Here is a 12382-nt window from a genome sequence, read left to right as displayed (position 1 = left end):
TGGAGTGATATATGGCGATTATTATTGTCTTACATTTTAAGGATGTTTATAGTACTTATGGTGAGCAATTTTAAGGGGATAGCTGTAATCTTAGGAAAAACTTAACATTCTCTCATGCAGACATTAGAGATTTTATGGCAAAAGCTTGGTATACTAAAATGTATATAATTTGAACAGAGAAGGGAAAGGAAATATGTCGGAAAAAATTCTCGTTGTCGATGATGAACATGATATTGCGGATTTGCTGGAAGTATATTTGAAAAATGAAAATTATACAGTATACAAATATTATTCAGCAATGGAAGCTCTGGAATGCATTGAGAGAGAAGAGCTTGATCTAGCGATTTTAGACATTATGCTTCCAGGTGTCGATGGATTTTCCATTTGCCAGAAAATTCGTGAGCGGTATACTTATCCTATTATTATGCTGACGGCAAAAGATGAGGAGACAGATAAAATAACGGGACTGACTCTGGGAGCGGACGATTATGTCACAAAACCTTTTCGCCCGCTGGAATTGGTCGCCAGAGTAAAGGCACAGCTTCGAAGGTACAAAAAATACTCGCCTGTTTCTGAAGTGGAGACACAAAAAACTACAAGACTGTCTTATAAAAAATTGGAATTGGACATGAAAACGTATGAGTGTCTGTTAGATGGAGAACTTGTCGCACTCACGCCTACAGAATTTTCAATCTTGCAGCTTTTATTAAAACAGGCAGGGAATGTTGTGAGTCTAGAGGAATTGTTTCGGTCTGTCTGGAAAGATGAGTATTATAACAAGAATAGCAGCACAATCACTGTGCATATCAGACATCTGAGAGAAAAGCTGAGAGATACTGGCGCTAATCCCACTTATATTAAGACAATCTGGGGTGTGGGCTATAAAATATGAAGTTACTGTGAAAAGGAGAGTGTAGGGTGTGAACGCGAAAAATCAAAGTAATTCTATGGAAAAGAAACTGTGCAGACAGCTTTTTCTCAGTTTGTCTTTGTATGCGGCGTTGGGGTTGGCAGTGACCTTGGTATTGGATTATATTTTAGCTCTTTTTCAAAATCCAATTTCTGTGTGGCTGATTCAGAGGATTGACCTAATCTATTTTTTCTGCCTCATCTTTGGCTTTGGGGGGATTTTTTATAGATATTGGAAAAAACCGTGGTCATATTTGAATGAGGTGGTTCAAGGAGCGGGTAGACTTCATGAACAAGACAGTAGGCCGATTGAATTGTCTGCTCCTTTAGGAGAGGTGGAAAACCAGATGAACCAGATCAAAATGTCTGTTTTATTAAGCAAACAGGCTGCTAAGATGGCAGAAGATAAGAAAAATGATCTGATTATGTATCTGGCCCATGATATTCGCACACCGTTAACTACAGTAATCGGTTATTTGAGTCTGCTCGAGGAGGCGCCTGATATGCCTGTTGAGCAAAGAACAAAGTATACGGGAATTGCCCTGGAAAAAGCAGAGCGATTGGAAAGATTAATCAATGAATTATTCGAGATTACGCGGCTGCATGCTAGAACTGTTGCTTTGAAAAAAGAAAAATTAGATTTATACTGCCTGTTGGTGCAATTGGCGGATGAGTTCTATCCGATTATATCGGCTAAAGGAAATTCACTTCGGTTGGAGATAAAAGAGAAGATGACAGTGTTTGCTGACGCTGAAAAATTAGTGCGTGTCTTCTCCAATATATTAAAAAATGCGGTTTCTTATAGTTACCCGGACACAGAAATCCTGATAACAGCCGATGTGCAGGGAGATTTTGTGAACGTGGACATTCAAAACCAGGGAGATCAGATTCCTCAGGAACGGTTAGGAGATATTTTTGAAAAATTTATCCGCCTGGATAAGGCCCGTCTTTCTGACACAGGTGGGACGGGGCTGGGGCTTTCTATCGCGGAAGAGATTATTCGACTTCACGGAGGGGAAATCACAGTTGAAAGTGAAGAGAAAATGGTAACTTTTCATGTTCGATTGCCGCTGTCAGATTAGGAAAAAAGATAGGTTCTATTAGGAAGTTCTTAGGAATTTTTCTAGGGAATCTTTGAGAATTCAATGCCTCTGTTCGGTACAATAAATACTGAACAGAGGCATTTTACTGTATAAGCTCCCGGACAGCGGCTGGGAGGCCGGCAAGCTTGCTTGCCAGGACGCCCAGACATTGGCCGGGGCAACAGGTATGAGCACGCAGGCGAATGTGCGGGAGTGCGAATACCTGTCAGGATTGCGGGAGTGCGATGCACGGAGCAATCCGCAGCTTATAGCTCCCGGACAGCGGTTGGGAGGCCGGCAAGCTTGCTTGCCAGGACGCCCAGACATTGGCCGGGGCAACAGGTATGAGCACGTAGGCGAATGCGCCGGAATGCGAATACCTGTCAGGATTGCGGGAGTGCGATGCACGGAGCAATCTGTAGCTTATACTTTTTGGAGGTACCGCCGACAGGCGACATGAAGGTTTGCGCGATAGGCCAGGAAAAGGGGACCGTGCTAGCACGAACGGGTCTCGTTTCGATGCGGTTCATGTTAGACGCGTGCCACCGGCACGTAGCACCATTGTCCGTGGTATCGAGCAGGTTAGGGAAAGGAGAAAGGGCATGGAACTGAGAATCCAACAGTTGAGCAAGCACTTTAAAGACAAAAAAGCGGTTGATGAGGTGTCGTTTACGTTGACAGCAGGTGTTTGGGGACTTTTAGGGGCTAACGGTGCAGGTAAAACTACGCTGATGAGAATGATTGCAGATCTCACAGCTCCCACCAGCGGTGCAGTTTTTTATGACGGAATAGAAATCCGTAAAATGGGGGAGACTTATCGGAACCTATTCGGATATCTGCCGCAGGATTTCGGATATTCCCGTGACTTTACTGTAAAAGATTATCTGGAGTATATGGCGGCTTTGAAGGATGTTCCCATCAAAGAAACTGCAGGAAGAATAGAACGGCTTTTGGAACTCCTCACTTTGTCCGAGGTGAGAGGAGAAAAGATTGCCAAATTATCCGGGGGAATGAGACGCCGTGTCGGAATTGCTCAGGCCATGCTAAATGAGCCAAAAGTTCTCGTGATGGACGAACCCACGGCCGGGCTTGACCCAGGTGAAAGGGTGCGGTTTCGAAATTTGATCTCTGAATTTTCTCATGATCGTATCGTATTGATCTCTACTCACATTGTCTCAGATGTTGAATATATAGCTTCTAGGAATGCAATCATGAAGGCGGGGAGGATCGTAGATATAGGGACGACGCAAGAATTGGTAAGGCAGATAGAAGGAAAGGTATGGGAGGGGGCCGTATCTGTGGAGGATTTGACAGAATATGAGAAAAGATTGAGGGTTGTCAGTCGGCGCGATGAAGGTCACGGTTTGGTATTTATCCGTTATTTATCCGAGAAACCTGAGCTTCCAAAGTCCGCAACAGTGCCTCCGAGGCTAGAGGATTTATATTTGTGGCTTTTTCCTCAAACCGTCTTAGAAAAGGAGGGAAACTAATATGCGTCTATTTATGTTGGAAATGAAGCGGCTTGTAAAGACACGTCGTACTTTAATTTTAGTTTTTATAGCGTTGGTGTTTTCAGTGATTATGGCTTATCTGCCAGTAAGCTTTGAATCCATCAATCGGCCGGGAGAAGACGGGAGTATTGTGGAATTGGACGGTTTGGAGGCCCTTCAATTTAAGAAAAATTATTACAGAAAAACTAATGGTGAAGTTACACCGGAAAAAGTAGCAGAGGCTTTGAGAATATATCAGAGTTATGTGAGAGAATATGGTACCTTAGATGAGGTTCCATTGGATTTATATGTTGAAAATATTTTGGCCGTCAGACCAGTCCTACAGGGGCTTTCAGAGGCATTTGCTGACCCTAAGACTGGAATAGGGACAGATTTGATGAAGATTAACCCGGATGAGGTGGAGGAGAGTTATTATGAAAAATGCAGGAACCATCTGAATGATATTATGAACCTTGAACAGAAAAAATATCCGGCTGCCAGACAGTATGCGGCAGACAAATATTCCAAGGTGGAAGTTCCCTTTCAGCTCTATACAGGGGTGAGCAGAGACGCTTTTGACTATACTGAGCTGTATATTTTGGTCTTGATGGTCCTGTGTACTGCAATTGCAGCACCGATTTTTGCCAACGAATATCAGACTGGCAGTGACAACATTTTTCGTTGTGCGAAATATGGACGAATGAGGTTTGCTGTTGTGAGGATCACTGCATCCTGCTGTATTTTTATTGCTGTTTTTATTCTGGGAATGGCCATTCATTTGACGATTCTCAACCTCGCATTTGGAACAGAATGTCTGAAAACTTCCATGCAGATGCTGTTTTCAATCATAAATCTGCCCAATATGAATTTGGGCCAGCTTCAGTTGACTTTGGCAGTTTGCGGAGGTATTTCGTTGATTGCGAGTATGAGTTGTGCACTGTTTTTATCCGCAAAGTGTAAAGATTCTTTGACGGCTCTTTTGATTTCTTTTGTGGTACTATTTTTACCGATTTTTGCTTATTTTGGATTGGGTGGTTCCACGTGGCTTTCGACGATACTTCCTTCCGCAGGCATTGGTATGCAAAATAGTTTTCTCTATCAGTTTGTGGATTTTCAGTTTCTGCACCTTGGAAAATTGAGTCTCTGGACACCATATGTTATCTTCATTTCAGCGGTGATTGAGATTCCGGCCTTTCTGATACTGGCAGTTCGCACTTACTGCAGACGGCAGCGGTTATAAGCCGCGTCTGCTGGGCTGAATCGTGGCAATTTTTTTAAAAAAATTTGGAATTTCCTCTTGCCAAAATTCTCTGCTTATGGTAATATAACATTCGTTGACACGGCTAATGCCGTGTAAGAGGCTCCATGGTCAAGCGGTTAAGACACCGCCCTTTCACGGCGGTAACAGGGGTTCAAATCCCCTTGGAGTCATTGAAATGGATAAGTATGCCGATGTGGCTCAATTGGCAGAGCAGCTGATTTGTAATCAGCAGGTTATCGGTTCGAGTCCGATCATCGGCTTTTTGGACCTTTAGCTCAGTTGGTTAGAGCACCCGGCTCATAACCGGTCGGTCCTGGGTTCGAGTCCCCGAAGGTCCATTTTAACAAAAAAATAATAGTACTATGGCCCAGTGGCTCAGTTGGTTAGAGCGCCGCCCTGTCACGGCGGAGGTCGAGAGTTCGAGTCTCTTCTGGGTCGTTTACAGACGGTGAGTCTGTATGTGAATGGGGTCTTAGCTCAGCTGGGAGAGCATCTGCCTTACAAGCAGAGGGTCATAGGTTCGAGCCCTATAGGCCCCATTTTGTATGAGAAAATATTCTCATACACTTATTATCGAGATGCCGCAGTGGCGGAACTGGCAGACGCACAGGACTTAAAATCCTGCGAGGGTTAAACTTCGTACCGGTTCGATTCCGGTCTGCGGCAGTGATAAAAAACGAGAGAAGCGTTGAATTTGTAGCGTTTCTCTTCTTTTTTTGCTTCAAAAGGTTTGAATACCTTTGAACGTTTTATGGGAAAATTCCCGGTTTTTGAAATAATTCTCTTGCCTTGTGAAGAATCTTGATTGCTTCATCAGACAGGAACTGCTTGCGGAAACCATGAGAGGCATTTCCTTTCATCTGGTTGACTACCTTTACTCCTCTTTTGGAAAAGGTTAAATCATCATGTAGTGTCCGTTCACAGGTAGCCTGTCTGTGCAGATAGGCAATTCTGTTTCCATAGTCAGTGTCTTCCAAGCGGATTGCTTTTGTCTCCCTGATACGGATAAACAGATAAAAAGATAGTTATATCACAAGGGAATAAGGCTCTGTGATACAGCTAAGATAATGCAACAGCTTATGCGTATCGTCAAGGGAAAATACGTTGTCACTTTGTACTTCCACAGGCTTGTAGATAAACTGTTTGAAATTTGCATCAGGGACGTAATCTTTTTTGTGTTTCTGCTCGAAACATCTCCCTCTAAACTATTTTACTTTTTGTTTTTTCAGTATTATCCCACATACAATTATCACCGCGAAAAAGATAGCGATTAGATACCATAGATTTTGAAGGTGAAAACCATAGTCTAACATCAATCGGTATCCCCAAGAAGCGGGGTAAATATATCTGATGGTTTTGAGAAAATCCGGCAGCAATTCGATAGGGAACATAATCCCCGAAAGCATAATCGACGGTAAAAACACAAGTTGTGCTATCATCGTTAGCTTTGCCTGATTTTTCACAGTTAGCCCCAATATACTTCCAATACTCAGCGAGACGATGATGTATATAGCAAGCGCAAGAAAGAAAAATGGAAGCTGCACTGGCAAGGTTGCCTCGAACAATATAGGAGCAAGCAGCAATATAATAACGCTACTAATCATTAAATGCACAAACGCAGAAAGGAACATTGTAACAAGACCTAAATATAAAGGTACGCCATTTGCTTTATAAACTTTTTTTACATCACTTCCATAAGTTTCAATCAATGATGGCGGTAACCCAATAAACGCTCCCATTGAAACGCTCATTACAATCATAGATTGTATCAGTGTGCTTCTCATTTCAGGCATAACAGAAGTAAAAATACCCCCCATAAACAGGAAGAAAATAAGCGGAACGATGTAGCAGGTTACTAACATAGATTTACTACGTATATCTAATTTCCACTGTAATGCTATACCATATAAAAACCCATTCATTTTGATTCCCTCCTTGCAATTTCGATAAAATGCTGTTCCAGCGTGCCACGGTCAACTTTAATATCTAATACCTGAATCCCTTTTTGTCTCAAATCACTGAGCAGGGAAATCAAAGTATTTTCAATATTATCTGTCTTAAAAGTGTTGTCCCCTTGCTCTGTTTTGATATGGATAAAGTATTTTCTTCCTACCTTATTGGTCAGTTCCGAAGCTGTGCCGCAAAAGACTATATTTCCGCTATTCAAAATAGCAATACGATCACATAAGGTTTCTACTTCTGCCATATCGTGACTTGCTAGAACGATTGTTTTTCCTTGTAATTTAAGTTTGCGAATTTGCTCGTGGAGCGAAACCCTACCTTCAACATCAAGCCCTGCTGTCGGCTCATCGAGAAAAATAATATCTGGATTACCAATAAGTGCAAGGGCTAAATGTAATCGCCTTTTTTGTCCTGTGGATAACTGTGCATACTGTTTCTTTTCAATCTCTTTAATGTCGAGGGTGTTAAGCATCGTATAATCAATTTTTACTCCATTCCATTTTGCAAATAATTTTATAGCTTCCATTGGCTTGATATGGGCAGGCAAAGATGAAGATTGTAACTGAATACCCATTTTCCCGTTTACCATAATTGTACCGCTATCATATTTTCTCAAACCTTCAATACATTCAAAGGTGGTCGTTTTTCCTGCACCATTGACACCGAGCAAAGCAAAGATTTCCCCTTTTTCAATTTGAAAATCAAGCCCATTGAGGACAATGTTGTTGTCATAGCTTTTCTTTAATCCACGAACTTGTATTGCACTATTCATCATTGTATCTCCTCAAATGGATTTGTTCCAAGTCTTGAGAAATAGATCTGCAAAGCCGGTTCTAAATAGTCGTTTACAATTTTTTGTCTTTCTTCCCAAGCATTTGTAGCAGTATCAATATTACCAATCTCCATCAATTTTGGGAGCATACTCATATCACCGTTGGTAAATTCCATAATCAGTCCCCAATATTCTTTTACAACTCGTTGGCATTTTTCACTTTCAGGAGACACGCTTGCCTTTTGAAGTTCTATAATTTCGTCACTTAGACGGTTAAATCTATCCATAAAATTTAAACCACTTTCCTTGTCAAACCGATTACGGATATGGTCAAGAGTATCATCATCGAAACGCTTAATGAGGTAGTAAGATCCATTTTTCATTTGCAGATTGACAATAATATCTGCATACTTCTTAAAATTGACTGTCTGCATTTGCAACACTTCTTTTTTTAACTGTTCTATTGCTGTCAAAGAAGCTGTTAGATGCTCTATCTTCTCCCGTATGCTATCTGCCTGTTTAGTAAGAACGTTCGCAAAATCAGTCGGTGATTCCAACGAAATTAAACGTTGCTTTATATCACCCAAGGAAAATCCTAATGATTTTAAGGATATAATTTGATGAAGTGTAACTAAATCTTTATTTGTATAAAGCCTGCGCCCACCTTTGCTTTCTGATGATGGAGAAAGCAGTTCTTCTTTGTCATAGTATTGAAGAGTACGAACGGTAACACCCATTTTCTTTGCTACTTCGCCCACTGTCATAAAACCTTGTGGAATTGCTTTGTATTTTGCCATATTTGTTTTTTACCTCCTATACTGTATTATACATTATTACGTTACGTCACGAACAAGACTATTTTCAAAAAAATTTGTGACAAAGATTTCTCCATTCCGCCTCTTTGTATTTACGCAAAGATAACTTCCTTTTCTACCATTTCTTTTGCACATGCTCGTATGTTATTGATTCTCTGCATCCATTTTAAGGAGTTTTGTGATACCTTGTGACCGTTTCATCTGTTCCTATGAGAACTTTTTAGATATTCCTGCGTTTGGTTATTAATATCGGCAAGGTAAGACAAGGGATGTTAATCTTCTTGCAGTTCATACGAAAAACCGTCGCTTTCCCATACATACTTGTCCATTAAAAAATCTATCGTATGATATATTCGTACAATACATGACAGTTCTCCGATTGCCACAGATTGATCGCGGATATTGAAACGGCAAGTAAGAATAAAGTTGCTGAAAGTAGATTTCATAGATAGCAATCTTGTGGAAGAAATCTTGGAGTTTCTCAATAAACTCGTATCAGTGGTGGGATGCTGGCTCTTGAAAACCACAAACAGAAGAATGTGGATAGCAGATTATGCTTAGAATTGGAACAGAGAGGAGAAGGTATGTGGAGAGGCAAAGGTCTCACATGCCGTCTTGCTTGTACATTTTATTAAATTATATTATACTGTATTAATAGTATTTTGCTAGTAGAGTGTAAATGATGTATGGAAAAGAATTATAAGATTTTAAATAGAGATCACATAAAATATTTAGCAATCCTTTTGATGACGTTTAACCACATCGCGCATATCCTTATGATACCTGATACGATAGCATATGAAATATTTGAAGATATGGGGTATTTTACTTCAATCACCATGTGCTATTTCTTAGTTGAAGGATATTTTTATACCCATTCGCGAAAGAATTATGCAAAGCGTTTGTTTATTTTCGCCTTAATATCAGAGGTCCCCTATTTGTTAGCTATGGGATATTTCCAGCTGAATGTTATGTTCACGTTCTTAATCTGCCTTTGTATTTTATCAATAATGGAAAGTAAGCGAAACACAATTCAAAAGATATTATCTATTTTAGGTTTGATTTTATTATCAGTGCTGTGTGATTGTGCGCTGATTCTTCCAATAGCTACAATATTGTTTAAACTTAGCAGGGGAAATAGAAAAAAACAAATCCAAGCATGGGTAATAATGTGTGCTATTTTCTTTGTGTTGAACGTGCCAGGATATGCATCTACTAATGTACCGTATCCATTTTTATCAGGATATGCCTTATTGCATAGCTTTTATTCAATAATTGCTTGGATTTTGGCGGGGATTATAATTTTGGTATTTTATAATGGAAAAAAGTCTGGGAAATACGAGTTCCTGAACAAATGGTTATTTTATGTGTATTATCCAATGCATTTATTAGTGCTGTGGAGTATTCAATATTTTCTAATAAAATAGTAATATATAATTCTCAGTTTGTGGGCGGTAAGTGTTGGAACATTGCAGGTTTGATGAAGCCTCAAAACCTCATTCTTTCAGAAGCCGTTGTTATTTAAAATGATTTGTTTCGGTCTATGGTTATTTTTTAAGAATGAAAGATGGATTCAATATCTATTCCACCTGTCGTTAACGAAGAGATGTGGGTGTGCTGCAATGCGTGAGTAGTGATGTGCATTCCGAGGATTTTTTGAGCGGTTTCATGCAGGTACTTATTGGAACTGAATGGATTGATATAGCTGCCATTTCTGAACGTCGTAGATTCATCAGGGCGGTAAGTTTCTTTTGATAAACCCAGTTCAGCAAAGGGATAAGATAAATTTGGCATTCACTTAGAACATTGGAAGATTCCTCTGTTTTAGAGTACTGTGTTTTGAGAGAGATGACCGTTAAATGCTGTATTAGTACGTCTTAACCCCGAAATTAGCGCTACACTTTGCGGGTGAGGGCGCTATTTTTGTGTTTACAAAATGTTACAACAAGAGTATAACCGCACAAAGCAAGACAACAAACCTGAATAAGTCGCTGTATGTTAACCATAAACACCAGTCCTTTTCTCTTTAGAGTAGGTGGCTTCCTAGGCAAGTAGATTATATTGTTAAGGGGCTGTGTGGCCGATTTTCAGACAGTTCTTCAAAATAGGAGATTGATTAATGAGCAGTTAGAGCTTCAAGACATGTAGAGTTCACATCCTCATTTGTTAAGCAAAAATAAAGACATTCAATGCATCTGTAACTTCTTTATAGTTTCCTTTGCAAATAGATCATATCCACCAACTGAATGTCGCATTCATATATTGGGTGGTTGTAATTGTCTGTAAAAAAGTTTTTAATACTGTGGGAGCGGGTAAATCCGCATTTTTCATAAAAAGGAATCGTCAGCGGGCTATCCCCTGTGCCGACTTGGAGTACAGAGTATTTTTCTCTATATTTTGCGGAGATGAAGTCAATTAGAGCTCTGCCGTATCCTTTTCCCTGCCATTTCGGTAGGATGGCAATATTTTTGATTTCTAGCACACCTCCACCTTCATCTGTTATTACACATTCACCTTTGATTCCATTATCGTCTAACACATACATGACGCCTTTGTCAATATATTTGTCTACCATATCTTCTTGCTCGTCTGCCAGCAACAATAACGAGAGAAATTGTTTTTTGTGATTTTCCACTTTTTTGATTTCCATATCAATATACCTCTATAAAATATGTTTATCTAATTTATTTCTGGACACATTATATCAGGTTATTTTGACGCTGTCGTTTTTGGGCTTTTAAGAAGAACTATTCCGCGGCAATAAAAAGGTTAGAAAAGATGCGAGTATCGAGGGGAATTTAAGTCCGATACGCAGTGTGAGGAATAGGTTGGAGATAGAAAGCCTAATCGAACTTAGGTGAGTCTTTTTCTATGCATCAAAAACAGATGGAGAAAATTTACCGCATTCTCATTTCGAACAGCTAGAAAAAGCACTTACGATGGAAAAGTGGGTTGTTCTGGAAGGGATGCGGCAAATTCAGATTTTGATTCAGAATTGTTTTCTGGATATCAAGGCTCTGCTGACCAGCCACGGGAGTGACAGACCATTACTTTTTCTCCTTTTAAGTCCAACTCACCATTAAAAGCAAATCCTAGTTTTCGGTAGAGGTTTATGGCTGCGGTGTTGTCGCTGTATACGCTCAGGTAGATTTTAGAGCAGCCATATTCCTTCCAAATTCTATTAAGCAGGCAGGAGACGGCTATTTGGCCATAGCCTCTGTGTTGAAAATGACGGTCGATAAGCAGGCGGTCCAGCCAGACACGGCCGGCCGGAAGATATTCCTGAAAAAAACCATACATAGCGAACCCTACCAGTGTGCTACCGTCATAGATACCGAGCGGACGCCAAGAGTCCCGTTCGTCTGCTTCTCTCATGCAGTCTGCAACACTTTCAATATAATTTTCTTGCCCAGGGGCAGGGCTTAAAGCCTCAGCTTCTTTTCTGTTCTCTTCAGTAATCGGCTCAAAATGTAGTTCCATAAAAATCCTTTCTACAGTCTTTAAACTGAATAATTTTAAGAATGTCTTTATTATAGCATCGCCATGTGAGATTCGCAATCGCGAAGGTTGGCGTCGTTGTTGATAGGATAGGAGAAAGAGAAATACGATATAGTTAGAATTAACTAGCCAAAGGCAGCAGGATAGCGTATTTATCGGCTATCAAAGATATCTGGTAGGAACGTTTTGAGAGTGATAAAAAAAGCAGATAGAACAGCTTTAAACAATTTTTCACCGAGGACCAACGAGAGGGAGCTTCCAAGATAGGTGTCAAAAGCAGGCGGTGGGAAAAGGTGGAATGACTCTGTCAGGCGGTGAGAAACAGCGAATATCCATTGCTCGTTACATTCAGCAGGCGATATCTGAGCAAAGACACGGTTGGTGATCGCCCATCGTCTGAACACCATACGGCAGGCAGATCCTGGTGATTGAGGATGGCCGTATCGTGACACGCGGAATTGATAGAGGAGAAAGGCCTGTACCAGAGATTTGTTGAGAAATAGGAAGGACAGAGATAAGCTTTAGTTACTGTTCACTTACTTGAGGTTTGTGAGCAGAAAATATCGGGGATCCTCCCTTGACAGAGAAGGGGA

Annotated in this window: 11 protein-coding genes, 6 tRNA genes and 2 pseudogenes; 12 read left to right on the top strand and 7 right to left on the bottom strand. The window is 40.5% G+C overall.

Annotation, left to right across the window (positions count from 1 at the left end; translation table 11 throughout):
* Positions 1–193 precede the first annotated feature (193 nt).
* From vanR to BLHYD_RS15015, 10 genes are all read left to right on the top strand, one after another.
* Positions 194–892, top strand: coding sequence for a VanR-ABDEGLN family response regulator transcription factor (gene vanR / locus BLHYD_RS15060; RefSeq protein WP_005949946.1), 699 nt, complete (start codon positions 194–196; stop codon positions 890–892).
* 28 nt (positions 893–920) lie between these two features.
* Positions 921–1991 (top strand): sensor histidine kinase, encoded by a 1071-nt coding sequence (locus tag BLHYD_RS15055; protein WP_242648401.1) that lies wholly within the window; start codon positions 921–923, stop codon positions 1989–1991.
* 602 nt (positions 1992–2593) lie between these two features.
* A complete protein-coding gene (locus BLHYD_RS15050) occupies positions 2594–3481 on the top strand; it encodes an ABC transporter ATP-binding protein (RefSeq protein WP_040350727.1) in 888 nt (295 codons plus the stop codon).
* 1 nt (position 3482) lies between these two features.
* The gene (locus tag BLHYD_RS15045) at positions 3483–4721 is read left to right on the top strand and encodes an ABC transporter permease (protein WP_005949961.1); all 1239 of its coding nucleotides are present in this window, start codon (positions 3483–3485) and stop codon (positions 4719–4721) included.
* Between the two features lie 119 nt (positions 4722–4840).
* Positions 4841–4912: transfer RNA gene (locus BLHYD_RS15040), tRNA-Glu, on the top strand.
* 17 nt (positions 4913–4929) lie between these two features.
* Positions 4930–5002, top strand: a tRNA-Thr gene (locus tag BLHYD_RS15035).
* Between the two features lie 4 nt (positions 5003–5006).
* Positions 5007–5080: transfer RNA gene (locus tag BLHYD_RS15030), tRNA-Ile, on the top strand.
* Positions 5081–5106: 26 nt separating this feature from the next.
* Positions 5107–5180 (top strand) — tRNA-Asp (locus tag BLHYD_RS15025).
* A gap of 28 nt (positions 5181–5208) precedes the next feature.
* Positions 5209–5281 (top strand) — tRNA-Val (locus BLHYD_RS15020).
* A gap of 41 nt (positions 5282–5322) precedes the next feature.
* Positions 5323–5408 (top strand) — tRNA-Leu (locus BLHYD_RS15015).
* 83 nt (positions 5409–5491) lie between these two features.
* Here the strand turns inward: BLHYD_RS15015 and BLHYD_RS15010 are convergent.
* From BLHYD_RS15010 to BLHYD_RS17555, 5 genes and pseudogenes are all read right to left on the bottom strand, one after another.
* Positions 5492–5719, bottom strand: a complete 228-nt coding sequence (locus BLHYD_RS15010) for a hypothetical protein (protein ID WP_005949963.1) — start codon at positions 5717–5719, stop codon at positions 5492–5494.
* A 228-nt stretch (positions 5720–5947) separates the two neighbouring features.
* Positions 5948–6664, bottom strand: a complete 717-nt coding sequence (locus BLHYD_RS15005; RefSeq protein WP_005949965.1) for an ABC transporter permease — start codon at positions 6662–6664, stop codon at positions 5948–5950.
* Positions 6661–7476: an ABC transporter ATP-binding protein gene (locus BLHYD_RS15000; RefSeq protein WP_040350728.1), complete on the bottom strand. Its 816-nt coding sequence runs from the start codon at positions 7474–7476 to the stop codon at positions 6661–6663. The genes BLHYD_RS15005 and BLHYD_RS15000 overlap by 4 nt, the downstream gene beginning before the upstream one ends.
* The gene (locus BLHYD_RS14995) at positions 7476–8273 is read right to left on the bottom strand and encodes a MerR family transcriptional regulator (protein WP_005949969.1); all 798 of its coding nucleotides are present in this window, start codon (positions 8271–8273) and stop codon (positions 7476–7478) included. The genes BLHYD_RS15000 and BLHYD_RS14995 overlap by 1 nt, the downstream gene beginning before the upstream one ends.
* Before the next feature lie 110 nt (positions 8274–8383).
* A pseudogene (locus tag BLHYD_RS17555) lies at positions 8384–8554 on the bottom strand (TnpV protein); the annotation flags it as partial.
* A gap of 423 nt (positions 8555–8977) precedes the next feature.
* Between BLHYD_RS17555 and BLHYD_RS14990 the strand changes: the two are divergent.
* Positions 8978–9718: a TraX family protein gene (locus BLHYD_RS14990; protein ID WP_005949972.1), complete on the top strand. Its 741-nt coding sequence runs from the start codon at positions 8978–8980 to the stop codon at positions 9716–9718.
* A gap of 779 nt (positions 9719–10497) precedes the next feature.
* Here BLHYD_RS14990 and BLHYD_RS14985 read toward each other — a convergent pair.
* Positions 10498–10941 (bottom strand): GNAT family N-acetyltransferase, encoded by a 444-nt coding sequence (locus tag BLHYD_RS14985; RefSeq protein ID WP_005949974.1) that lies wholly within the window; start codon positions 10939–10941, stop codon positions 10498–10500.
* Between the two features lie 359 nt (positions 10942–11300).
* Positions 11301–11771, bottom strand: a complete 471-nt coding sequence (locus tag BLHYD_RS14980; RefSeq protein WP_005949976.1) for a GNAT family N-acetyltransferase — start codon at positions 11769–11771, stop codon at positions 11301–11303.
* Positions 11772–12072: 301 nt separating this feature from the next.
* Between BLHYD_RS14980 and BLHYD_RS14975 the strand changes: the two are divergent.
* Positions 12073–12292, top strand: a pseudogene (locus tag BLHYD_RS14975) (ABC transporter ATP-binding protein); the annotation flags it as partial.
* Positions 12293–12382: the final 90 nt, after the last annotated feature.

The organism is Blautia hydrogenotrophica DSM 10507, from assembly GCF_034356035.1.
GTDB classification, from domain to species: domain Bacteria; phylum Bacillota; class Clostridia; order Lachnospirales; family Lachnospiraceae; genus Blautia_A; species Blautia_A hydrogenotrophica.
This window is presented reverse-complemented; position numbering and strand designations above follow the sequence as displayed.

What these genes read in the sequence shown, in the direction of transcription:
- vanR (WP_005949946.1), top strand. Translation starts at nt 194, where the DNA reads ATGTCGGAAAAAATTCTCGTTGTCGATGATGAACATGATATTGCGGAT.
- BLHYD_RS15050 (WP_040350727.1), top strand. Translation starts at nt 2,594, where the DNA reads ATGGAACTGAGAATCCAACAGTTGAGCAAGCACTTTAAAGACAAAAAA.
- BLHYD_RS15045 (WP_005949961.1), top strand. Translation starts at nt 3,483, where the DNA reads ATGCGTCTATTTATGTTGGAAATGAAGCGGCTTGTAAAGACACGTCGT.
- BLHYD_RS15005 (WP_005949965.1), bottom strand. Translation starts at nt 6,664, where the DNA reads ATGAATGGGTTTTTATATGGTATAGCATTACAGTGGAAATTAGATATA.
- BLHYD_RS15000 (WP_040350728.1), bottom strand. Translation starts at nt 7,476, where the DNA reads ATGAATAGTGCAATACAAGTTCGTGGATTAAAGAAAAGCTATGACAAC.
- BLHYD_RS14995 (WP_005949969.1), bottom strand. Translation starts at nt 8,273, where the DNA reads ATGGCAAAATACAAAGCAATTCCACAAGGTTTTATGACAGTGGGCGAA.
- BLHYD_RS14990 (WP_005949972.1), top strand. Translation starts at nt 8,978, where the DNA reads ATGGAAAAGAATTATAAGATTTTAAATAGAGATCACATAAAATATTTA.
- BLHYD_RS14985 (WP_005949974.1), bottom strand. Translation starts at nt 10,941, where the DNA reads ATGGAAATCAAAAAAGTGGAAAATCACAAAAAACAATTTCTCTCGTTA.
- BLHYD_RS14980 (WP_005949976.1), bottom strand. Translation starts at nt 11,771, where the DNA reads ATGGAACTACATTTTGAGCCGATTACTGAAGAGAACAGAAAAGAAGCT.